The sequence below is a fragment of the Polynucleobacter sp. 35-46-11 genome, from assembly GCF_002281105.1.
Window position 1 is genome coordinate 1 of record NZ_NCFJ01000010.1, and the last position, 20,706, is coordinate 20,706.

Below are 20,706 nucleotides of genomic sequence, written 5' to 3' on the forward strand. Positions count from 1 at the left end.
TTGGCCACAGTAGGCGCATTTTTAAAGCTCCTCAGCAGTTTCATTTATAATCCTCAGTCTTGGCCTGGTAGCTCAGTCGGTAGAGCAGAGGATTGAAAACGTAGGATAGAGGACTAAAACAGTTCTGCACATTGGGTCTAAGCACAGCAAGACTCACTGCCCGCTAAGCACCGAATCTATTGGCTCGCAGCGGTTTCAAATTTCCCAAAATTGGCATCGACAGCGTTGAGTTGGCAATCTGTTACATTCAAAAAGCAAGCCAAATCATCAATCAATTTGTGAATTTAATACCAAGGAATCACCATGTCTAATATTGCTCCCAAAGCGTTTACCGAAGATGCATTAGATAGACAAAAACTTGGAGAGAGTGTTTACAAGCTATTGCAACAGCTACCTAAAGGCGTTGTGGCAATTGATGGCGAGTGGGGTATTGGCAAAACATGGTTTGGTCAAAATCTTAAAACACTAATAGATTCAAAAAGTGAGTTTGGTTCGATTTGGATTGATGCGTTTCAGGCTGATTGGATTGATGATCCTGCATTAACTTTGATTTCTTCCATGGGCGCAGGCTTAGATGATGCTCAAAGAAAAAGTTTTTTTGACTCAGCAGCCCCTTTGATTGCAAGGGCGGTGCCAAATCTAATAAAAGCTGTTGCCAAAACTGCTGGAAATTTTGTTGGTGTTGATAAAGAAGTTATTGATACTGCAGCGGACATCTTAAAGGATGAGGCTGAAGAATTGATTCGTGCGAAATTAGATGAATTAGCTGAAAGAGAAAAAGTCCTCGAACATCTTAAAAAATTACTGGCTGATCATGTCAAGAAAGCTAAAGGTCAAAAGGTTGTTGTTATCGTTGATGAGTTAGATAGATGCTCCCCTGCTTATGCCATTCGTCTATTAGAAAGACTAAAACATCTATTTGATATAGAGGGGGTTATTTTTCTTCTGCTTTGGAACAGGAACCAAATTAAGCAGGCAGTTGAAGCCTTCTATGGGGCTGGAACAAATGGAGCAATGTATCTCGATAAATTTATCGACTATCCAATTGCAATGCCAATCACAAATTCAAGCACTAGCTTGCCGCCAATGGATAGGCTTATTAAGCTATTCTCAAAAAATATGAGCGAAGAAAAGCAGATGCGTTTTTTAAATAACTCATCTTGGTTGGTGGCAATATCTACCTTATTAAATTTAAATGCTAGACAATCTCAACGAATATTGGATTGGTGGACAGTATCCTCAACAAGGAATTTTGTAGCCTTGGAGTCATGGCTTATTGGGCTGAAGGCAAAATACCCGCTGATTTATCAAGGGATATGCTCTGAAGATTTATCAGCACATCATCTTGCTGCTAATTTATTAATAAACATAAAAGAGAGCGACAAAAACTATCGTGTTGCTCAAGTATTTATACGGCTGCATAGAAGTTACGAGAATGGTGTATTTGATGAGAAGGATGAAGAGTTAAAACAGTTTTGCGCAAGCTTCGGAGTTTCGTTATCTGAATCTATAGGAGTGGCGCGCAGGCATATTGAGAGCACCTTTGATTGATGCATTTGATTAGGCGTCCAATAACTAGACACTTAACTTCTTCAAACAACCCTTACACAAGCATTGATCTTTTGATTTGTCTTTAAGTGCTTGTTCAAGTTTGAGCTTATCAACTGCCACATCAAAGCACCAGCACTTCTTATCGCTAGCAATTTGACAGTCATTGGCTTTACCGCAGGCTGGGCAAATGGTCCCAATATCTTCCGTTCTCATGCCTTGATTCTACGGGGTTAGATAGATAGAGGATGTTTAATTGTCTGTTCTAAATGGAACAAATTCATTCAGCGTCTAGTTACAGGACGCCAAATATTTACTGACAGCCAAGATGCGAGATTCCTAAAACTCAGCATGAATCCTAAAAGACAGGATGTTTACAGGACCACGAGCAGAGTTGTAAGCTGGATTGATGATGTGTTGAAAGTTCAATCCTGCAAGCACATTTTTAATCACTGTAGCGTTGTAGTAAACCTCTCCGATTCTCTCAGGGTTATAAGAGATAGTTTGACTACGACTTGCATAATCACCAATGAAATAAGAAATACCGCCTGCTTGAAGATAGGCACGACGATAACTAGATAATCCATTTTGCATCATTGAGATGCCGACAGTATCATCAGGCCGCTTCCAACTTGTGCCATTCATGCCTAGACCAACTGAAATGGAGTTATCAGCTTCCGTAAAGGACATTGTCTCGGTATGACCATCGGAGGTAAATGCACGACCATAGATTCCTAAATTTTTTGTCAGAGCTTGTTCGGCATTAATACCAATACCTGTCTTAATTTGATTGCTGCTTCTGACATTATTAATAGCTTGTGTACCCTGAGCATTCTTGAAAGCGTGCCAATATCATACGGTTGCGATAGCCTAAGACGCTGACCTTACCAGGCAGTTCACCGATATTGTGCTGACGCTCAACTTCAATTTGATCACCATAGGCATTGAATATTTGCCAATTTAAGTCACGTCCATTGGGTGTCTTTGGAGCTAGCATTCTTGAAGCACGCATTACCCAGTTGCCAAGATACCATTCGCCAGCTAAACCCCAACTGTAGCCCCTCGCATCAGCTGCATAGTCATAAGCTAGGTAAGTCATATTGCCCCAGTTCATAAATTGAACTCGCGGGTCTTTTGCGTATCGACTGTCATCGAAAATATCAAGTGTGGAGAACTGACCACCTGTTAGAACCACTCGATTGCTGCTGACAGTTTGAGTGATTTGATTGGCTTCATTTTCAAGAACAACCTTTTCGCCCTCTTGATTAATCGTTTGACGCACAAAAGCACGGGCAGAGTAAAACTTAGCCTGAGCGCCATTTGCTTTTGTAGCTTCGCCGTTGGTGAAGCCACCCAAGCCTGCTAAGTCGGAGAATGGAACTCCAGATACAACCTCAGGATTGAAATACACATCTGTATTTGGGGCGATGCGAGCACCAAAAAATAAAGTGCCAGACCATGTGTAGCTCATCGACTTCAACGAATCTAGACTGTTTTGCCCAGAGTAGGATGAAGTGAAGTTGTTGTATCTCTGATTGATGTATGTGGTCTGACCATGTAGGTTTACGGGCATACCCCAAATGCTTCCCTCCGTGGGTAGGCCAGCAATGGGTTCGGCAAATGTCTCTATTTGGTCTGCGCCTGACCCAGCCTTTTGTGCAAAAGCAATATTAGGCAGTATGGCTAGCAGTAGGGTGCTAATTATGAACAGGCGCATTAGATCAAATATTTAAAGCAAAAATGTCACTGTATGACAAATATGTGACGGTTCTGTGTACATGGATTCAATGATTAGAGGCAAACAGGGCTTGAATCATAGCAATCCAATGCCAAAGCTCTTCATTATTAAGGCAAACAAGCCAAAGCAGATGACTGTTGCCACTACACACACACCCATCGTTATCCAAAATCCTAGCTTTGGAAGTAGGTATGGAAATAATAGAAACATAGGCAGCGTTGGAATCACATACCAAAAGGTGTAATAAGCGTGACTAGCAATCTTTTCTTCCGTTTGATTTTCTACATATAGCCATATCAGCGTAAGTATGGTCATGAGCGGTAATGCCGCAATAAAGCTTCCCAACTTATCGCTGCGCTTGGCTACTTCTGAAATGAATACCACCATTCCTGCCGTTAGTAAGTATTTGGTAATGATCCAAGTCATAACGCCTCCTTAAAACAACTTATCCACTTCAAGTAATGTCAGCACACCCATAATCGCAAATATAGCCGCGGCAATGGAGTGAACTAGCTTCATAGGAATCTTTGCCGCAAACTTATTACCAACAAATACCGCTGGTACATCCGCAATCAGCATTCCTAATGTTGTGCCAACCACTACAGCTAATGGTGCTGCGTAGTGAGCCGCCAAGGCGATGGTGGCCAATTGAGTCTTATCACCCATTTCAGCTAAGAAGAAGGTAATAAAGGTAGCGCCAAAGACTCCCAAGTGCTTTGCCACTTGAGTTTCTTCTTCCTCAATCTTGTCGGGTATCAAAGTCCAAATCGCCATACAAATAAATGACACTCCAAGAATCCATCGTAGGATTTCAGGATTCATCATAGAAGTAATCCATGCACCAAATGCACCTGCTAGACCATGATTAATTATGGTGGCAGCAAGGATGCCGAGAATGATAGGTATGGGTTTTTTAAATCTTGCCGCAAGAATAAAAGCAAGCAGTTGGGTCTTGTCACCCATTTCGGCAAGGGCAACTACACCAGTTGAAATAAGAAGGGAATCCATTTTTGATAGTCCTCTAGGCCGTGACATAAACAAATGACTACAACGCACCCACAGCCTAAGTAAGTGTTTGTAGTCAAAAGTCTTGCCAAGTATTAAACCGCTTACACCATAAGCCTAAGCTCAAGTATGTTGATGTAAGCCATCTTCTTTAGAGAAGAGAGGCTACTCCCTAGTGACAATTGAATTATAGCAAGCCAAATATGACAAGCTGATTGCAACAGGATTGAGGCACTTTAGCCCTGGTCGATTCCAGTCCTATTCCATCAAGCCTCGTTAGCTAGAGGATCAGTTATTGTCTGTTCGAAATGGAACAAATTTATTGGGCGTCTAGTTACGGGACGCTTAAAGATGTCGCGATAATTTCTAATGCTTGTGATGCGGTCTTGGCAGATTTTCCGCTACCAGATTTTCCGATTACAAAATATTTATTTTGATGAATGTAGATGTGTAGGTAAACTTCATTTTTCCCAGAGCCAATGACAATCTGCAAAACTGGCTCATTGCTTGCCCTGTCATAAGATTCAATAAAACTGGTGTAATCGAGTTCATTGGGATGGCTTTTAGCAATTTCTCGAATGAGGTTGGTAATGCCCTCTACAAGCTTGCAGTATTCTCGATGAAAATTTGGATCAGAGTGCCTAAGCTCTTCAATCGTAATAGCATGGAGTGCGCTATTAGCCATAGTTATTTCAAGATCTCTAGATGAACATAGGCGTCAAGATTATCCAGGGACCCTCGACCATCAATGCCGGCGAGTGTTAATGCTTCTTCCTTGAAGTCTTCAAGACTAGGGTGGCTGCCATCACCGCCCAGGCTCACAATGTATGTCCAAAGCACCCGATCTCTTTGATCTTTACGGTAGATATCGACAATGCGTCTCATAGGCCACCCCCCTCAAAATAACTATACGCCCAGATTGTCTAAATAGTTCTAATTTTTAATAGTGCATTGCGACAATTTGTCTTTACTTTGGCGACTATGAGTTGAGTAATAATGCCCTCCCATTCCATCAAACCTCGTTAGATAGGGGATCGCTTATTGTCTGTTCTATTTGGAACAGCCCTTCGGTATCTAGTTATGGATTGTTATACTGACCCGATAGTCCGCGTAAACATTCTTAGGTCTCGCAAACATGGAGGGAAGATGACTGCTGATGAATACCTTCAGAGCCTGCTCCAGAAGTATGCGGTGAACGTTTCCGGGGCGAATGCCGCAGGAAGCGCGATTTATCCCGTACTAGAAAAATGGGGGAATCAATACCTAAATAATGCTAGCTATTCTGGTTCGTTGGCAAAGGGCACTGGTATCTCAGCTGCAACAGATGCTGATATCTTTTTGTCACTTTCATCAACAACGCCCGGCAGTCTTGCCGATATGTATATGAGTTTGTACAACGCCGTTACAGCCGTTGGATATGTGGCACGAATGCAGGATGTCTCAATTGGGGTTACGGTTAATGGATACTCAATCGATTTGGTGCCAGGTCGTCGACATTCCCAATATGGTAACGACCATAGTTTGTATCGAAATAAAAAAGCAACTTGGACGCAAACAAATGTTAATACCCACATATCGTATGTGACTGGAAGCAACCGAATAGATGAGATCAGAATATTAAAGCTATGGCGTTTACGCCATGGACTTTCAATTTCATCTTTCTATCTAGAGATGGCGGTAATTGACTCACTTAGGTATGCGAGAGCTGGAAATATCGCAGTAAATGTTTGGCAGGCTCTAGAGCACCTTCGCGATAAGATTGAAACAGCGCAGTATATTGATCCTGCTAATACTAATAACATCGTGTCGGACGATTGCACGAAAGCAGAGAAAGCCGCTATTGCTGCCAAAGCGCGAGAATCTCTGGGGAAGAAAACTTGGGAAGAGATTGTTTGGTAATGAACAGGGCAAAGAATTCATCAAAAATCGATGGCAAGCATTTTCTGCGTGAGGCATTTATCGCAGAGCAAGAAGTATTGGCGGTTCAGTTAGATCTGTCTGGAAAATCTATCACTCACAATGGTGTAATGGGCGAAGTGAATGAGCAGCACTTCGTTCAAGCTTTAAAAAAATATCTTCCTAGGCGTTATGAGGTCGATCAAGGTATCGTAATTGATTCCAATGGTGCAACAAGCGATCAAATTGATGTGATCATATTCGATCATCAGTACACACCGACTTTGTTAGATCAGCATGCTCACAGGTTTATTCCAGCTGAAGCGGTTTACTGTGTTCTTGAAGTTAAGCCAACGATAAACAAGGAATATCTTGAATACGCTGCAGAGAAAGCTCGCTCAGTCCGAGTGCTTCACAGAACAAGCGTTCCGATACCGCATGCTGGTGGAGAGTATCAGCCGAAACCATTGTTTCCTATAGTTGCGGGAATTGTTGCATCAAAGGTCGACTGGGCTGAGGGCTTAGCAGGAGAACACTTTTCTTCCCATTTAGCAACGCTCAGCGGAGTTAGGTCACTTGATTGTGGTCTAGCGTTGTCCGATCGGGCGTTTGATACGTTTGGAGGATCTCTTGTAGTGACTGATGCACAGGGATCGCTAGCGGCATTTATATTTCGATTGCTTCAGCAATTACAGTCTCTCGGTACAGTGCCTGCTGTTGATTGGAACAGATATGCCTCAATTTTGAGCGGTTGCAATACTGAATAATTAGTAAGGCGGCAAGATCGCACCCATTACCTACTATAAGCATTTAGATAGCCGCCTCCTTGGGTTATTTATATAGCATTTTAGGGTTACGTCCATTCCCATCAAGCCTCGTTAGATAGGGGATGGTTAATTGTCTGTTCTAAATAGAACAAGCGTCTAGTTATTGGACGCATTAATTGGTAGCCGATTAGACTACTCTCCCTTGAAGCTAGTAACAGCAAAATCAATCAATGTTTTTACTCTCACCGATGTTTTATGGCGTTCGGCATATACGGCATAGATGTCAGCATCTGGAGTTTCAAAATTTTTCATCACTTGTATCAGTCTGCCAGACTGAAGGTGTTGTATGACATCCCATTCAGCTCGTAAAACTATGCCTTTTCCATCGAGCGCCCAGTTCACGGCAATGCCACCATCGTTTGTTGTTAAGTTACCGCGAACCTTTGCGCTATCGGTAAATTCCTTTTTTGACTTGCCTTTACCTTTTGAGAAGCGCCACAGTCCATAGCCTTCATCACCTTGGCGTATGCCAATACAGTTGTGTTTAATTAATTCGCTGGGTGACTTTGGTTCACCATGCTCTTTAATGTAAGCTGGGGATGCAACAAGTATTCTTTTGTTGGGGGCTATCAGCCTAGCAATGGATCTAGAGTCGGGTGGGTGACCAAATCGAAAACAAACATCATAAGCATCATCAGTAATCGGTGGAGGATTTACTGATAGTTGTAATTGAATATCTACCTGCGGAAATTTTTTAACATATTCAGCAATTAAAGGGGCAATATGACTTCTCCCAAATCCAAGCGTTGCATTGACCCTTAATAAACCTTGCGGAGCTTTTGTTGAGCCCCACAGCATGTGCTCAAGATCATCAATTTCACCCAAAATTCTTCTAGCATGGTCAAGATAGATTTCGCCCTCATGGGTGAGGCCCATTCTTCTAGTGGTTCTGTTGACCAGCACCAAACCCAGGCGAGCTTCCATTTGTGCCAAATGCTTACTAACAGCGGCAGTTGTTACTCCAAGCTCACGGGCAGCAGCCCCAAGGCTGCCAGAGCTGATGAGCGTTGAAAAGAACCCTAAATCACCTGGATTAATGCTTTTGGCCATTGTTTATTGTTAATTAAAAGTTAACTATGCTTTAACTTTATACATGATTTTTTAATATCCATACAACATATAGTGCCAATATTCCAATGAGCAATCAGCTCTGGAAACTACTCATGGAGGAGATGGGATGTTAAAAAAGATATCTAAAACGAGTTTGGCTGGATTGCTATTATGTGGCGCTATTGGCGCATCAGCGCAATCATATCCATCAAAAACAATCACGATTGTGGTGCCATTTCCACCAGGTGGGACTACAGATGTTTTGGCGAGGACGGTTGCTCAGAAGTTGGGGCCAGTTCTTGGCCAATCAGTGATCGTTGAAAACAAGCCAGGTGCTGGCGCCACCTTGGGTGCTAATTTAGTTGCTAAATCCAATCCTGATGGCTACACCCTGTTTATGGGCGCTGTTCATCACACAATCGCCCCAAGTGTTTACAAAACTCTGCCATATAGTTTTGAAAAAGACTTCACACCAATTACTACAGTGGCATTGGTTCCAAACATCATGGTGGTTAGCGCAAACTCACCTTATAAGACTGTAAAAGATGTTATTGCTGCGGCCAAAGCTAAACCAGATGAACTGTCTTATGGTTCAAATGGTAACGGCACAGCGCAGCACATGATTGGCACCCAATTTCAAATGATTACTGGCACCAAGTTACTTCATGTGCCATACAAGGGAAGCGCTCCGTTGACAACAGATTTGTTAGGCGGTCAAGTCACCATGTCATTTGACACAATTACTCCGGTGTTGCCATTTATTCGTGAGAATAAATTGCGCCCACTGGCTGTGACAACTGCAAAGCGTTCATCTACATTGCCTAGCGTCCCAACGTTAGCAGAGGCTGGTGTGCCCGGAATTAATATTGGTACTTGGTTCGGTTTGCTAGCTCCTGCTGCTACGCCAAAAGATATTACTGCCAAACTTAATGCTGAAATCGTTAAGATCATTAAGACACCTGAGTTCCAAAAGCAAATGTTCGATATTGGTGCTGAGCCAGTCGGCAATTCACAAGCCGAAATGGGCAAACAAATTAAAGAAGAAACATCCAAGTTCTCTGAAGTCGTTAAGGCAGCAAACATAACTATTCAGTAATCACCCAGCGAATTAATAAAGGAAATTACCCGTGGATAAGCAATCATCCGTAGTGGATAAGGAAGCAGCAGTCGCTGATTTAACAAATGTTTTATCAAAGTTCACCGCGTATATTGGCAAACGTTTACCAACAGATGTCACTACAAAGCTTGGTGAGCTTCGAAGTAAAGAAGTCAATTTCTTGGCCAAGGAAGTATTTGAGTCCATGCGAGAGAATCAAGAATTGGCTGACAAGTTAGATCGGCCAAGCTGCCAAGATACTGGTGTAATTCAGTACTTCTTATCTGCGGGGTCAAATTTCCCATTGTTGGGGGAGTTGGAAGATATCTTGGTTAATGCAACCCAAGGCGCCACCAAAGAAGGGCCATTACGTCATAACGCCGTAGAAACCTTTGAAGAAAAAAATACTGGTACCAATACTGGATCTAAGATCCCCTGGCTGGATTGGGAAATTATTCCTGGCGCTGATTACTGCATCGTTGACGTATATATGGCTGGTGGTGGTTGCACATTGCCGGGCGCTGCAAAAGTATTGATGCCAGGGCAAGGCTATGAAGGTGTTGCTGAGTTTGTGTTTGATGTCATCACATCACGCGGCGTTAATGCCTGCCCACCTTTATTAGTAGGAGTTGGAGTTTCAACTTCAGCAGAGACCGCAGCTCGATTGTCAAAGAAGGCCATTTTGCGCCCCGTTACTTCTAGACACTCAAATGATAATGCGGCCATGATGGAGGAATTGCTAACCGAAGGTTTAAATGAATTGGGTTTAGGTCCTCAAGGTTTAACTGGTGCCAATAGCGTCATGGGTGTCAATATTGAGTCATCAGCTCGTCACCCATCAACAATTGGGGTAGCAGTATCAACCGGCTGTTGGGCACATCGTCGCGGCAAGATCAAAATCAACGCCGATATGTCCTATGAAGTCATTTCCCATGAAGGATTTAAGGTATGAGAAAAGTTTTGCAGACCCCAATTAAAGATGAGGATTTAGAGGCTTTAAATATTGGGGATGTGGTTTATCTCACTGGAACTTTGGTTACTTGTCGTGATGTTGCTCATCGTCGCTTAATTGAGTTGGGTCGAGAATTACCTGTAGACCTCAAAGGTGGAGCGATTTTTCATGCAGGACCAATTGTTCGTCAAAAAGATGATGGCGAATATGAGATGGTCTCTATTGGCCCAACAACCTCTATGCGCATGGAGAAGTTTGAAAAAGAATTTATCAAACAAACCGGCGTGAAGTTGATTGTTGGTAAAGGTGGCATGGGCATTGAAACGCAAGAGGGCTGTGTTGAGAACAAGGCAGTTCATGCCATTTTCCCAGGCGGCTGCGCTGTATTGGCGGCCACTAAGGTTGAGAAGATCGAAGATGCTCAGTGGAAAGACTTGGGTATGCCAGAGACATTATGGGTAAATCGCGTTAAAGAATTTGGTCCTTTAATTATCTCAATTGACACTAAAGGCAAAAACTTGATTGAAGAAAACAAAAAAGTTTTTAATGCAAAGAAAGGCCCAATTCTGAGCAAAATTAACGAGAAGATTCGTTTTATTAAGTAATTGAAATCAAATTAATCAAGTGGGGCGCTATACCGCCTCCTTGATTAACTGAAATGATTTGATTGTGAGGAGAGATTCATGTTGTCTCAGAACATCCAAAGCAGTTTTATTAAGTCTTTTAGAAGTCATTACCCAACTAGAACCTGGTGTATCAACCAGTCGATATCAGACGAAAGCTATTGGACTCTTCCTTTGTGTTTGGCAGAAGCAAAAAAATACCGCACAAGAGATGAATGGGAGAGATCTAGCCCTATTAGCTACCAAAAAGCCATTAATAGAGGCTGGCTAATTAAATGTACAGCACACATTGTTGGCTTTAAACGAAGATCTACTGTGCCAGTAATTTGGACTCTAGAGCGTTGTATAGAGATGGCTAAGCAATGTCAAAAACGCGCTGAATTTAAAGAGAGATTTCATTATCCGTATGAGAAGGCTAGGAAAAATGGATGGCTAGACATTTGCTGTGCACACATGGGGAAAGTGGTCTAGTGCCCGTTGTATTCTTAGTTGCCCTTCGCAAGTCTCCCCATATCAAGCCTCGATAGACAGAGGATATGTAATTGCCCGCTCTAAATAGCCGAAGTCGAAGTTTCTTCTTCTGAGATTCGGCTACTCCACTCATTGGCAAGATTTAGGTAGTGAGAATAAACTGCATCATCATTAATGCGAGCCTTCTCTAGAAAAACTTTTATTTTGGGCTCTTGAAGCGGATAGTAGTAATAAGACCAAAATGATTCATAGACTAAGTCATTATCAAAGGCCTTTTTGTTCACAAGTCCTGCAAGCTGTTCAAGCCTATTTAGAAATGCTTTTATTTCTTCGGCTGAGGCTGTTTGATTTTCGGCCTTATGCCATCCTTTTTTAAGTTCGGCGGCATGACGATCAATATAGGCAATTGTTTCTCTATAGGAAGCAATTTTGGAGTCGGCCCTAAGTTTCCAAAAGAATGCTACTAGCCCGCCGGAGATGGTTACTGCTGATACAGCTAGGTATGCCCAGTCTCGAGCGGTAAAGTAATTGCAATCCATATCATCCTTTGTTATTGGGGAAATCTTCCCACTTTCGCATGAATTCAATAATCTCTGCCAGCCCAATTCCATCAAGCCTCGATAGATGGAGGATTAGTTATTGTCTGTTCCAAATGGAGTAATTTATTCGGAGTCTGGTTACGAGACGCCTATAAACTCTTCAAGATTTTTCTTCATAGATAATGACTTCAATGCCAAATTTACTGGCCAGCGGCTCAAGAACTGAATCACCCAAAGTACAAATAGCTACAGCTTTAATAGATTTTGGTTTATGGGATTTCATGAGTTCAGCCGAGAAAACTGCCTGACCAAGCAAATTCATTCCAACTCTATTTGCTTTAGTTTGTATAACAACAATATCTTTATCTTTAACGTCTACCTCATACGCTTTGCATATTTGAGTTTTTTCACCCAAAATAACAACTCCATCTAGCAATCTCTGGGCATTGTCTTTGGAGCGAGCAACTGCGGGGAACTCTTCGACTAAGGTCCCACCGATAGACTCCCAGTATCTTCTTGTAAGGTGAGTTTCATGTTTGCTCATCCCCTGATCATAACTTAGCAATTAATGCATGGTCCAACTTAGTGTGCCTTATACCGCTTTAAGCTCGAGACTCATGTCAGAAAATTTATATAGCATTAGCTATTGCATATATAGATAAAAAAACCTACTTGGCGTCTAGTAACGGGACCCTTAGGTTAAAGTTAGATTACTTACTACAGTTTTAAGGGGTATAGATGCCTGAAGTAAATTTTTCTACGTTCTTTCCAGAGTTTGATGGACTTTATGATGATCAAGAGATGGAAAAGATTTGGGTTGATCAAAGCGCCCAATTCCGCGAATTCTGGTCCAAAAGGGTTTTGGGGTCAGATTCAGGCATTATCTCTGACGATGATTGCGACAAAATCATCAAAATTATTGATCGAAGCGGTAAGGGCAACAACAAGGATACTGAGGCTATTGCAAAGGCAATGGTTGCTCAGGGCTCATGGCGGCGTTTATTTAATGAGCTCCATAGAAATCGAAAATTAGGAATTGCAGTTAATAAGATTTTGATTGAGCAAGATCCAAAAGCCAAAGCTCAATATATTGATGAGCTCTATGGAATGGAGGAGGCGCAGAGGATTTACTTGACGGGAAAAAGCGGCAATACGATCTCTGTATTTTTAGCTGCATATGATCCGTTTTCAAATCTTTCTATTATTTCACTTAAAGATCGCAAGTTGCTCTTAGAGTGCCTTAAGTCGCCATACGTAGAAAATTTTGACTCTCAAACTATTGGCGCCAAGATAATTCAATCAAATGCTTCTTTGAATAATGCAATTAAAGCGACTGGCGTAACTGGCAATGCCAGAAAAATTTCTAGATATTGTTACTTTGCGCCTGTTAAGGAGCTTTGGCGTGGAGAATTTTCAGCGCCCCAAGAAGTTTCCCCCAGCAACCAATCAAAAGAATTTATTGTGACAGTCGCGTCTGATGATGCTGACGAACGGTCGGATGATGGAGAGGTGAGGGAATCAATCAAGATTCAGGGGTTGCTAGCCAAGATTGGCGAAGAGATGGGTTTTGATATTTGGCTACCAAATCCTGATCGCGTTAGAGTATCTAAGGTATGGCAACCAAAAGATCCGCGCACTCTATTAACTACATTGCCGCTTTCATACGATAAAGCCACTCAAAGCACGATTAGCTTAATCGACGTAATTTGGATTAAAAATAAAAGATCAATTGCGCGGGCATTTGAGGTGGAGCACACTACATCGATTTACTCTGGCATCTTAAGAATGGCAGACTTAGTTGCATTGCAGCCTGATATCAAAATTAAGATGCATATTGTTGCACCACTAGATAGACAAGAAAAATTTTCTACTGAAATTAGAAGACCCGTTTTTTCTTATATGACTAACGGCAGGTTATCTGACATGTGCACCTTTATTTCTTACGATGATGTAAAGCATATTGCTGAGCTTGAATATTTAAGTCATACAAGAGATGGAATTTTAGAGAGTTTTGAGGTTAGCGCCGAGCGATCAGACGAATAGTCAAGCGTCCTGTAACTAGACGCTTGTATTGATGCCTAACTAACAGCAAGCTCACCAACCTCTAGGGCTAGATGGAAATAATGGCGCTGCTGGAAAAGCTGGCGCAGGCGGTGAGTTATATGAGTTTTGAGAGCCAGATGGGATAGGTTGCAAGGTATTAGCTGTCCCCAGTGGTAATCCAAGACTATTGCTAAAGAAGGTGGTATTGCCTACTTGAGAAGCCGTACCTATTGGCAAGCCGTTTGAATCACTATAAAAAGTAGTATTGCCAACCTTATTAGCTGTGCCAAGTGGTAGTCCTGAAGAGTCACTAAAGAAAGTAATTTGTGCATGGCAGGGTAAGACAATTATGGCCAATAAAATTGAAAGTAACTTCACGTTATCTCCATTTTCTATAGACCGCAGGCAATTCATATTGACTGTAATCTGTTGGTCTAGGCCAATAGCAGGGCTGCCCATGCAAGCAATGCTTTTGTAAACGAATTGCTTTGATCTCTTTTAGGAGATGTTGATAGTATTTACCCAACTTCAACCCAATGCGATACAAGGCCCCATGTTGCTCAATCGGAACGCCATCACATACCAAAAATAAATCCCCCAATTTGATTGAATTTTTCATGGCGACCTCAAAAACAAGATACGACTGTGCCACAAATCGTACAGACCGATATTTTTCCATTAACAATCACGGTTTGAGTGGTGTAGGCATTGGCAATCTGATTGGCAATGAGACTGCTAAGGATAATGAAGCGTAAGCCAAAACCAATTAGATGCTTTTGCATATGACCTCCTAAGTAGAGGCTTTAGATTAAGCTGTCACAGGCTCAATAAGTGAGCTAGAGAATAGATAAATTTAAACCCAAAAAGTGACGCTGTACTTTTGCTCTGACCCCCTGTAACGTTTGTTGCTAAGATCATTTTGACTATTAAAACATTAAAAATGACCATCTTCATATAAGTTTGGTGCGAAGATGACCCTTATCAGTAGAATCAGATTTATGGACACCATAGCACCAAGAGATTTAAAAGAATTAAAGGAGGCGGCCGATAAAGGTGAGCCTGAGGCAGCATATAGTCTCGGTAAATTGCATGAGTCTGGAGATGGCGTTGATCAAAACTTTGAATTAGCATTCCAGTACATTGAGGAAGCCGCCAAATCAAATCATCTAAAGGCCGTGCATGACTTAGGCGTTATGTACTTTAATGGTGCTGGGGTAGAGAGAGATGTAGAAAAAGCAACCAAACTATATTTAAAGGCGGCCAGTGGCGGAAGCGGTCTGTCTTCCTATTGCCTTGGTCTAAACGAAGAGCTCGGAGCAAATGGCAAAGTCGATATTTCCCTTGCAATAGTTTGGTACTTAATTGCTTGTGCCCAATCTAACTTTGAAGCAAGAAAAAGAATATTAAGCCTCAGTCCAGGCTTGAGTAAATCAGATTGTGAAAGAATTATTCAAACTCTCAAAGATTTATCTGAGCATGGGTTTACATGGGCTCAAGTGGCACTTGCAGACCAGTATCTAATTGGCGAATTTACTCCTGTTAATTATCAAACTTCATTTGATCTGCATCAATCGGCAGCAAATAAAGGCATTACGTTTTCTAAAGAGCGCCTAGGCACTTTTTTTCTTGAAGGACTTGGTATAGAGAAAAATCTTGAAAATGGAGTGCGCTATTTAACTGAGGCAGCTGAAGAAGGAAATCCAGATGCTCAAGCTAGGTTGGCTTATCTATATCTTAATGGCATTGGGGTGGAAATCGATCAAAAACTAGCATCAGACTTATTCATTTTGTCTGCAGAGCAAGGAAATATGAATGCAATAAACGATCTTGGCAATATGTACGAGAAAGGTATTTATTTCCCCCAAGATTTAGTAAAAGCATTTAATTGCTATCAAATGGCAGCAAACATGGGGTCTAGCATATCGATATTTAATCTTAGTAGGCTGTATGGGGTTGGATTTGACGGGCTCCCCAAAGATGAAGTTAAGGCATTTGAATATTTAAAAAATGCGGCTGATGCTGGCTGTCCTGAGGCTCAGTTGAATATTGGATTGAAGTATTTTTGGGGCAATGAAATTCAAAAAGACATTCAAAAGAGCGTTGAGTATCTCTCACAAGCGGCCGATGCGGGCCAAATTACTGCAATGGGTCATTTGGGCCTCATGTATCAAAAGGGGGATGGAGTTGATTTGAATCCCCTTAAAGGATTTGAACTAATTAAATACGCTGCCGAACACGGCGATTCTGGCAGCTTAAATAATTTAGGGTGGGCATACCTTGAGGGTATCGGCACAGAGCCAAATAAAAATTTAGCATTTAGTAATTTTTTTAAAGCAGCAAATCTTGGGCATACGACTGCACAGGTCAATTTAGCTAATTGTTACGAAAATGGCTGGGGTACGGTAGTAAATTTGCTTGATGCATATAAATGGTTTTCGGTTGCAGTACACCATGGATTTGACGCCAAAAAATCAATAGAAATTTTGTCAGAAAAATTAACATCTCAGCAAATACTAGAGGCAGAGAGATTTGTATCTGAATGGGCTTAGATTAATAGATATTCCAGGGCTTGGAGTAACGGGCGTCTAGTTATTGGACGTTATAACTCTGTAGTGCCTTCGCAAGCTCTTCCTTTACTCTTTTGCGTAGGCTGGCTGGTGCCAACACCGCAACGCCTGATCCGTATTTCAATATATCCATGACAAGCTCAGGATCTTGGTTGTAATCAAACTCCAAAAGGTAATTGCCTTCTTTATCAAAAGAGCCTATCTGTTGCCCATGCCATGTTTCGCTGCTTACCCATCGTGCTTTTTCTGCGTTGAACTTTAGCTTAGCTCTTTGATTGGCTTTGCCCGAAAAGATCCCATAACTTTCTGCAAAGTGTTCATGTAATTGCTTTTCTGAGATTTCATCGGCTTTGGTATTGGTAATGATTGCCTTGCGAATTCCATCGAGAGCAAAACTTCTTAAATCTTTTCTTAAATGACAGTAGGCATCTAAGTACCAGTTATCTCTATAAAAGATTAGACGTTGGGGTGATATTTCTCGCTCAGTTGTTTTATCAGTTCCACGGGCGTAGTAAGTAATTTGTAGTCGCTGTCTCTTTAGTAAGGCGCTTCCAATCTCTTCAAAGTTTTCAATAGGGCTTTTTCTAGCGGCCATGCCAAATACTTTTAGTCTTTTGCGTAGCTCTTTGGCTGGCGTGTTGCTCTGTCCAAGAATCCCGTCAATGATTGAAGTCAGGGGTGCAATGTGAGGTTCAATTAAGCCACCCTTATCTAAGCCTGATAAAAGGTGTTGCATGAGAACTAGTGCAGTAGCTTCTTTTTCCGAGAACCATAAACCAGGTAGTTCAATCTTTTCTCCAATCGTTTGCCTACCAAAACAGTAGCCACCTTTGAAACGGTCATACACGATAGAAGCATTCATCCTGCTGCGAAGATATTCAAGATCTCTTTTGAATGTAGCTTTGGATATTTCTAGCTCGTTTAAGAAATCATCAAGCGGCACGCATTGACGTGCCTGAATCATGTATTTAATTTTGTGAAGCCGCTCTACATCACCCATAGATGCCTCACAAGAGAAGTCTTAATATGACTACGATAAGCGATAAGATAATCAGAACTAATGTCATTAATGTGTGCTGATATGTTGTTGTAATTAAAGCTGATTTAGCCATCCTCACCCAAATATTAATACTAGAAACTAAAAATATCGCCTAAAAAATAATCTTCTCCCACTGACAATCTCAGGCGCTTGGCTTGATGCCATTGCTAAAGTTTCAGGGGTTTGGCTGACAAGGGCATACTTTCTGGCTGCTTTTGATGCCGGCAAGCCCGCAATAATTGCCGCATCAATTGTTGCTTTGACAATAAAAGGCTCTATTCTTGGATTCTTGAGGGAAATTTGTAGCGGTACCAAGATGCTTAGGATGATTGCACTGGAAATCACGGCGCTATCGCTTGGATGGGGTGTAGCCAATACGATTACCCGAGTTGTCAAAGTAATTGGTAACTCCAGTAGGTGCTTGTACTTCGTAAGCTAGGCGATTACCTTTATTGTCGTATACCCCATTGGTGGCATTGAAGTTATTCGGGCTATTGTTGTAGTTATAAGGACTGTTTTGCCAGTTGTAAGAGCTGTTATTAAAGTTATTAGGGCTGTTCTCCCAGTTATAGGCAGAAGCACTAAAAGGAACTGCTTGGGCAAAGCTCTTTTGGGCATATAAAGCTGCTTGGGCAAATAAAAAGATGGTGATTAGGTATTTCATGACTATCTCCTGGGTGAATATGGAGATAAATTACAGTTTGATGGGCTCATAGAGTGAGCTATTGGGATAGTAATGTCGTTTAAAACGACAAAGTTAATGTGTGTGCGTGTGGCGTAAGGCCTGTATATAGAATGGTGAGAGTAGACGCTTAGTACAATAAAAGTTAAGAAGCAATGGAGATCTAGATAATATGGCAAATAAAAGCCTTACAAACGCCAAGCGTGCAAAAAATGACGAGTTTTATACGCAGTATGTAGATATTCAAAAGGAAGTTGAGGCTTATTTAGATTACGATCCAAAGGCGTTCAAAGGCAAGGTTCTCTACTGTAATTGCGATGATCCTTATGAGAGCAATTTTTTTCGATATTTCGTACTCAATTTTAAAAAACTTGGTCTTAAGCAGCTCATAACTACAAGTTACAAACCATCGCCTGTAGCAAATACTCAGTTGGAGCTACTTGGGGGTTATGAAGAGGAGCCAAACTCAAAAGGGCGGCCTAAGGCTACCGCTAATAAATTCATAATTAATAAAGTTCAAGATGTTAATGGCGATGGCGAATTTAATCTTATGGATGTTGCTGAGCAGTTAAAAGCAAATAAGGCAAATGAGTGGACACCGCTAGACGGCGATGGGGACTTTCGTAGTCCTGAATGTGTTGAGCTGCTTAAGCAGGCGGATATCGTAGTGACTAACCCCCCATTCAGCTTATTTCGGGAGTATGTCAAACAACTAATGGACTATAAAAAACAATTCTCAATAATTGGGAATATGAATGCAATTACCTACAAAGAAATTTTCCCCCTTATTAAAGAGGACAAGATTTGGCTTGGTGCAACCGGAAATGGAAACGATATGGTGTTTGCAGTTCCTAACGGCTCAGAAATTAACGAAAGCGACAGGCAAAAAGCCGCTCGTATGGGGTATGTTGGGGACTTTACTCGACTTGGTAATTCATGTTGGTTTACAAATCTTGACCATGGGCGTCGCCATAGGCCGCTGCCCCTAATGACTATGGCGGAGAATTTAAAGTTTAGCCGTCATAAACAAATTAAAGGTAAGAAAAAGTATGACACTTATGATAATTACGATGCAATAGAGGTGCCTTTTACAGACTCTATTCCAAGTGACTACGAGGGTGTTATGGGTGTACCGATTAGTTTTTTAGACAAATATAACCCCGACCAATTTGAGATTCTAGGAGCAACGCAACGCGGCTGCCATGACGCAGTTCCTGACATCAAAAAATATGATGATTATTGGGAGGTTCGTCAAGATGGTAGGCGAACTGGTTCCTCAGGTGGGAAGACAAATGAGAACGCCAATCTAGTCGGAAATGATGGAAAGAAAAACTACTTCATCAATAAAGAGGGGCGAGTTATTCAGTCTGCATACCAAAGAATTTTTATCAGGCACCGTTAAAGGGAAATATGAAAACAACTCTAAGGGTAGATATCACGGCAGGCGATATCTGTGACGGTTTTATTTATAACGAGCTTGAGGGTAAGGGCTTATTTGGGCTCGCTGGCAAACTTACTATTCAGCCTGAATACCAAAGAAACTACATATATGCGGAAGAGGGTGGAAGGCGAGAGGCAGCTGTTATTGAATCTATGCTTAAAGGATATCCATTGGGACTGATTTACTTTAATAAGATTGCTGACAACAAGCTTGAAGTACTAGATGGGCAGCAGCGTATTACGAGCATTGGTAGGTTCATTACAAATAAGTTTGCAATCAAGGACAGTAATGGGATGGAGCAGTACTTTAGCGGATTGGCTCAAGATAAGAAAGAGTTAATTAAAGCTACAAAATTATTAATTTATGAATGCGAGGGGCAGGAAAGCGAAATTAAAGAGTGGTTTAAAACCATTAATATCGCTGGAGTTCCACTTAATGAGCAGGAGTTATTAAACGCTGTTTACTCAGGTAAATTTATTACTCGTGCAAAAGAAGAGTTCAGCAATAGTCAAAACGCTAATATTCAAAAATGGGCTGCTTACATAAAAGGCAGCGTTATTAGGCAGGAGTTTTTGGAGTGCGCACTGGGCTGGGTAAGCAAGGGGAATATCGGTGACTATATGAGTCGCCATCGTAATGACGATAATATTAAGGAGCTATCGACTTACTTTAATACTGTAATTGATTGGGTTTCAACAGTATTTATTGATGTAGAAAGTGAGATGCGAGGAGTTGAGTGGGGCCGGCTTTATGAGACTTATCACAAGTCTTCTTATAACCCCGCGGATATTTCCGATAAGGTAAAAACTCTTTATGGTGATTCATACATCAAGAACCGAAAGGGAGTCTTTGAATTTATTTTAGGCGGCTCAATTGATACAAAACTATTAGAAGTTCGAGTCTTTGATGAAGCCACTAAAAAATCTGTTTATCACTTACAGACAGACGAAGCTAAATCTAAAGATGAATCGAACTGTCCCCATTGTGTAATGGGGCATGATGCCAATAAAAAGAAGATCTGGGCACTTTCAGACATGGACGCTGATCATGTATCTGCTTGGAGTAAGGGTGGTGGCACAAACATAGAAAATTGTCAGATGTTGTGCAAGACTCATAATCGGGCAAAGGGAAATCGCTAGGCGGTCGCCCAAACCCTAATCTGAATTTAAGCTTGTAGGCGTCCCGTAAC

Annotated in this window: 26 protein-coding genes and 1 riboswitch; of the genes, 10 read left to right on the forward strand and 16 right to left on the reverse strand. The window is 41.6% G+C overall.

Annotated elements, in window-relative coordinates:
* Positions 1–303 precede the first annotated feature (303 nt).
* Positions 304–1,551, forward strand: coding sequence for a P-loop NTPase fold protein (locus tag B7Y67_RS01895; protein ID WP_293597077.1), 1,248 nt, complete (start codon positions 304–306; stop codon positions 1,549–1,551).
* A 24-nt stretch (positions 1,552–1,575) separates the two neighbouring features.
* Here the strand turns inward: B7Y67_RS01895 and B7Y67_RS01900 are convergent, their stop codons facing one another.
* From B7Y67_RS01900 to B7Y67_RS01930, 7 genes are all read right to left on the reverse strand, one after another.
* Entirely contained in the window at positions 1,576–1,764 is a 189-nt protein-coding gene (locus B7Y67_RS01900) for a cysteine-rich CWC family protein (protein ID WP_293597078.1), read from the reverse strand.
* A gap of 123 nt (positions 1,765–1,887) precedes the next feature.
* A complete protein-coding gene (locus B7Y67_RS01905) occupies positions 1,888–2,361 on the reverse strand; it encodes a carbohydrate porin (RefSeq protein WP_367227270.1) in 474 nt (157 codons plus the stop codon).
* Positions 2,357–3,265: a hypothetical protein gene (locus B7Y67_RS01910; RefSeq protein ID WP_293597079.1), complete on the reverse strand. Its 909-nt coding sequence runs from the start codon at positions 3,263–3,265 to the stop codon at positions 2,357–2,359. The genes B7Y67_RS01905 and B7Y67_RS01910 overlap by 5 nt, the downstream gene beginning before the upstream one ends.
* A gap of 96 nt (positions 3,266–3,361) precedes the next feature.
* Positions 3,362–3,712 carry a DUF3147 family protein gene (locus B7Y67_RS01915; protein ID WP_293597080.1) on the reverse strand — a complete coding sequence of 117 codons (351 nt, stop codon included), beginning with the start codon at positions 3,710–3,712 and terminating at the stop codon, positions 3,362–3,364.
* 9 nt (positions 3,713–3,721) lie between these two features.
* Positions 3,722–4,294 carry a TMEM165/GDT1 family protein gene (locus tag B7Y67_RS01920; protein ID WP_293597081.1) on the reverse strand — a complete coding sequence of 191 codons (573 nt, stop codon included), beginning with the start codon at positions 4,292–4,294 and terminating at the stop codon, positions 3,722–3,724.
* Positions 4,295–4,301: 7 nt separating this feature from the next.
* Positions 4,302–4,477, reverse strand: a riboswitch (yybP-ykoY riboswitch).
* 148 nt (positions 4,478–4,625) lie between these two features.
* Positions 4,626–4,976: a hypothetical protein gene (locus B7Y67_RS01925; RefSeq protein WP_293597082.1), complete on the reverse strand. Its 351-nt coding sequence runs from the start codon at positions 4,974–4,976 to the stop codon at positions 4,626–4,628.
* Positions 4,977–4,978: 2 nt separating this feature from the next.
* Entirely contained in the window at positions 4,979–5,176 is a 198-nt protein-coding gene (locus tag B7Y67_RS01930; RefSeq protein WP_293597083.1) for a hypothetical protein, read from the reverse strand.
* 261 nt (positions 5,177–5,437) lie between these two features.
* Between B7Y67_RS01930 and B7Y67_RS01935 the strand changes: the two genes are divergently transcribed.
* A complete protein-coding gene (locus B7Y67_RS01935; RefSeq protein WP_293597084.1) occupies positions 5,438–6,190 on the forward strand; it encodes a nucleotidyltransferase in 753 nt (250 codons plus the stop codon).
* Entirely contained in the window at positions 6,190–6,954 is a 765-nt protein-coding gene (locus tag B7Y67_RS01940) for a DUF6602 domain-containing protein (protein WP_293597110.1), read from the forward strand. Before B7Y67_RS01935 ends, B7Y67_RS01940 begins: the two co-directional genes overlap by 1 nt.
* A gap of 192 nt (positions 6,955–7,146) precedes the next feature.
* Here B7Y67_RS01940 and B7Y67_RS01945 read toward each other — a convergent pair whose 3' ends face one another.
* Complete coding sequence (locus B7Y67_RS01945) at positions 7,147–8,064, reverse strand: LysR family transcriptional regulator (RefSeq protein ID WP_293597085.1); 918 nt, start codon at positions 8,062–8,064, stop codon at positions 7,147–7,149.
* Between the two features lie 127 nt (positions 8,065–8,191).
* On the opposite strand from B7Y67_RS01945, the gene B7Y67_RS01950 reads away from it, so the two are divergent.
* From B7Y67_RS01950 to ttdB, 3 genes are read left to right on the forward strand one after another with little or no spacing between them, the layout of a single operon-like run.
* Positions 8,192–9,160, forward strand: a complete 969-nt coding sequence (locus tag B7Y67_RS01950; protein ID WP_293597086.1) for a tripartite tricarboxylate transporter substrate binding protein — start codon at positions 8,192–8,194, stop codon at positions 9,158–9,160.
* 52 nt (positions 9,161–9,212) lie between these two features.
* Positions 9,213–10,112 carry a L(+)-tartrate dehydratase subunit alpha gene (ttdA, locus tag B7Y67_RS01955; RefSeq protein ID WP_293597111.1) on the forward strand — a complete coding sequence of 300 codons (900 nt, stop codon included), beginning with the start codon at positions 9,213–9,215 and terminating at the stop codon, positions 10,110–10,112.
* Positions 10,109–10,717, forward strand: a complete 609-nt coding sequence (ttdB, locus tag B7Y67_RS01960; RefSeq protein ID WP_293597087.1) for a L(+)-tartrate dehydratase subunit beta — start codon at positions 10,109–10,111, stop codon at positions 10,715–10,717. Before ttdA ends, ttdB begins: the two co-directional genes overlap by 4 nt.
* Positions 10,718–11,286: 569 nt before the next feature.
* On the opposite strand, the gene B7Y67_RS01965 is transcribed toward ttdB, so the two are convergent.
* Both B7Y67_RS01965 and B7Y67_RS01970 read right to left on the reverse strand, forming a co-directional pair.
* Positions 11,287–11,817, reverse strand: coding sequence for a hypothetical protein (locus B7Y67_RS01965; protein WP_293597088.1), 531 nt, complete (start codon positions 11,815–11,817; stop codon positions 11,287–11,289).
* Between the two features lie 88 nt (positions 11,818–11,905).
* Positions 11,906–12,289 carry a hypothetical protein gene (locus B7Y67_RS01970; protein ID WP_293597089.1) on the reverse strand — a complete coding sequence of 128 codons (384 nt, stop codon included), beginning with the start codon at positions 12,287–12,289 and terminating at the stop codon, positions 11,906–11,908.
* Positions 12,290–12,483: 194 nt separating this feature from the next.
* Here B7Y67_RS01970 and B7Y67_RS01975 point away from each other — a divergent pair, with 194 nt between their 5' ends.
* Entirely contained in the window at positions 12,484–13,788 is a 1,305-nt protein-coding gene (locus B7Y67_RS01975) for a hypothetical protein (protein ID WP_293597090.1), read from the forward strand.
* 51 nt (positions 13,789–13,839) lie between these two features.
* On the opposite strand, the gene B7Y67_RS01980 is transcribed toward B7Y67_RS01975, so the two are convergent.
* The 3 genes from B7Y67_RS01980 to B7Y67_RS01990 are packed head-to-tail and all read right to left on the reverse strand — an operon-like array spanning position 13,840 to position 14,570.
* A complete protein-coding gene (locus B7Y67_RS01980; protein WP_293597091.1) occupies positions 13,840–14,166 on the reverse strand; it encodes a hypothetical protein in 327 nt (108 codons plus the stop codon).
* A 1-nt stretch (position 14,167) separates the two neighbouring features.
* Positions 14,168–14,407 carry a hypothetical protein gene (locus B7Y67_RS01985; protein WP_293597092.1) on the reverse strand — a complete coding sequence of 80 codons (240 nt, stop codon included), beginning with the start codon at positions 14,405–14,407 and terminating at the stop codon, positions 14,168–14,170.
* 7 nt (positions 14,408–14,414) lie between these two features.
* On the reverse strand, positions 14,415–14,570 hold the full coding sequence (locus B7Y67_RS01990) for a hypothetical protein (protein ID WP_293597093.1): 156 nt from the start codon (positions 14,568–14,570) through the stop codon (positions 14,415–14,417).
* A gap of 216 nt (positions 14,571–14,786) precedes the next feature.
* Here B7Y67_RS01990 and B7Y67_RS01995 point away from each other — a divergent pair, with 216 nt between their 5' ends.
* On the forward strand, positions 14,787–16,337 hold the full coding sequence (locus tag B7Y67_RS01995; RefSeq protein WP_293597094.1) for an SEL1-like repeat protein: 1,551 nt from the start codon (positions 14,787–14,789) through the stop codon (positions 16,335–16,337).
* Positions 16,338–16,377: 40 nt separating this feature from the next.
* On the opposite strand, the gene B7Y67_RS02000 is transcribed toward B7Y67_RS01995, so the two are convergent.
* From B7Y67_RS02000 to B7Y67_RS02010, 3 genes are all read right to left on the reverse strand, one after another.
* Positions 16,378–17,355, reverse strand: coding sequence for a YafY family protein (locus B7Y67_RS02000; protein WP_293597095.1), 978 nt, complete (start codon positions 17,353–17,355; stop codon positions 16,378–16,380).
* A 138-nt stretch (positions 17,356–17,493) separates the two neighbouring features.
* Positions 17,494–17,769 carry a hypothetical protein gene (locus B7Y67_RS02005; protein WP_293597096.1) on the reverse strand — a complete coding sequence of 92 codons (276 nt, stop codon included), beginning with the start codon at positions 17,767–17,769 and terminating at the stop codon, positions 17,494–17,496.
* On the reverse strand, positions 17,744–18,058 hold the full coding sequence (locus B7Y67_RS02010) for a hypothetical protein (protein ID WP_293597097.1): 315 nt from the start codon (positions 18,056–18,058) through the stop codon (positions 17,744–17,746). The genes B7Y67_RS02005 and B7Y67_RS02010 overlap by 26 nt, the downstream gene beginning before the upstream one ends.
* A 190-nt stretch (positions 18,059–18,248) precedes the next feature.
* On the opposite strand from B7Y67_RS02010, the gene B7Y67_RS02015 reads away from it, so the two are divergent.
* Complete coding sequence (locus tag B7Y67_RS02015) at positions 18,249–19,478, forward strand: adenine-specific methyltransferase EcoRI family protein (protein WP_293597098.1); 1,230 nt, start codon at positions 18,249–18,251, stop codon at positions 19,476–19,478.
* Between the two features lie 8 nt (positions 19,479–19,486).
* Positions 19,487–20,656, forward strand: a complete 1,170-nt coding sequence (locus B7Y67_RS02020) for a DUF262 domain-containing protein (protein ID WP_293597099.1) — start codon at positions 19,487–19,489, stop codon at positions 20,654–20,656.
* Positions 20,657–20,706 lie beyond the last annotated feature (50 nt).

Coding starts and splice junctions, on each gene's coding strand:
- B7Y67_RS01950 (WP_293597086.1), top strand. CDS start 8,192: ATGTTAAAAAAGATATCTAAAACGAGTTTGGCTGGATTGCTATTATGT.
- B7Y67_RS01915 (WP_293597080.1), bottom strand. CDS start 3,712: ATGACTTGGATCATTACCAAATACTTACTAACGGCAGGAATGGTGGTA.
- B7Y67_RS01970 (WP_293597089.1), bottom strand. CDS start 12,289: ATGAGCAAACATGAAACTCACCTTACAAGAAGATACTGGGAGTCTATC.
- B7Y67_RS01935 (WP_293597084.1), top strand. CDS start 5,438: ATGACTGCTGATGAATACCTTCAGAGCCTGCTCCAGAAGTATGCGGTG.
- B7Y67_RS01985 (WP_293597092.1), bottom strand. CDS start 14,407: ATGAAAAATTCAATCAAATTGGGGGATTTATTTTTGGTATGTGATGGC.
- B7Y67_RS01975 (WP_293597090.1), top strand. CDS start 12,484: ATGCCTGAAGTAAATTTTTCTACGTTCTTTCCAGAGTTTGATGGACTT.
- B7Y67_RS01940 (WP_293597110.1), top strand. CDS start 6,190: ATGAACAGGGCAAAGAATTCATCAAAAATCGATGGCAAGCATTTTCTG.
- ttdB (WP_293597087.1), top strand. CDS start 10,109: ATGAGAAAAGTTTTGCAGACCCCAATTAAAGATGAGGATTTAGAGGCT.
- B7Y67_RS01925 (WP_293597082.1), bottom strand. CDS start 4,976: ATGGCTAATAGCGCACTCCATGCTATTACGATTGAAGAGCTTAGGCAC.
- B7Y67_RS01920 (WP_293597081.1), bottom strand. CDS start 4,294: ATGGATTCCCTTCTTATTTCAACTGGTGTAGTTGCCCTTGCCGAAATG.
- B7Y67_RS01910 (WP_293597079.1), bottom strand. CDS start 3,265: ATGCGCCTGTTCATAATTAGCACCCTACTGCTAGCCATACTGCCTAAT.
- B7Y67_RS01990 (WP_293597093.1), bottom strand. CDS start 14,570: ATGCAAAAGCATCTAATTGGTTTTGGCTTACGCTTCATTATCCTTAGC.
- B7Y67_RS02015 (WP_293597098.1), top strand. CDS start 18,249: ATGGCAAATAAAAGCCTTACAAACGCCAAGCGTGCAAAAAATGACGAG.
- B7Y67_RS02010 (WP_293597097.1), bottom strand. CDS start 18,058: ATGAAATACCTAATCACCATCTTTTTATTTGCCCAAGCAGCTTTATAT.
- B7Y67_RS01930 (WP_293597083.1), bottom strand. CDS start 5,176: ATGAGACGCATTGTCGATATCTACCGTAAAGATCAAAGAGATCGGGTG.
- B7Y67_RS01895 (WP_293597077.1), top strand. CDS start 304: ATGTCTAATATTGCTCCCAAAGCGTTTACCGAAGATGCATTAGATAGA.
- B7Y67_RS01900 (WP_293597078.1), bottom strand. CDS start 1,764: ATGAGAACGGAAGATATTGGGACCATTTGCCCAGCCTGCGGTAAAGCC.
- B7Y67_RS01945 (WP_293597085.1), bottom strand. CDS start 8,064: ATGGCCAAAAGCATTAATCCAGGTGATTTAGGGTTCTTTTCAACGCTC.
- B7Y67_RS01965 (WP_293597088.1), bottom strand. CDS start 11,817: ATGGAATTGGGCTGGCAGAGATTATTGAATTCATGCGAAAGTGGGAAG.
- B7Y67_RS02000 (WP_293597095.1), bottom strand. CDS start 17,355: ATGGGTGATGTAGAGCGGCTTCACAAAATTAAATACATGATTCAGGCA.
- B7Y67_RS01995 (WP_293597094.1), top strand. CDS start 14,787: ATGGACACCATAGCACCAAGAGATTTAAAAGAATTAAAGGAGGCGGCC.
- B7Y67_RS02020 (WP_293597099.1), top strand. CDS start 19,487: ATGAAAACAACTCTAAGGGTAGATATCACGGCAGGCGATATCTGTGAC.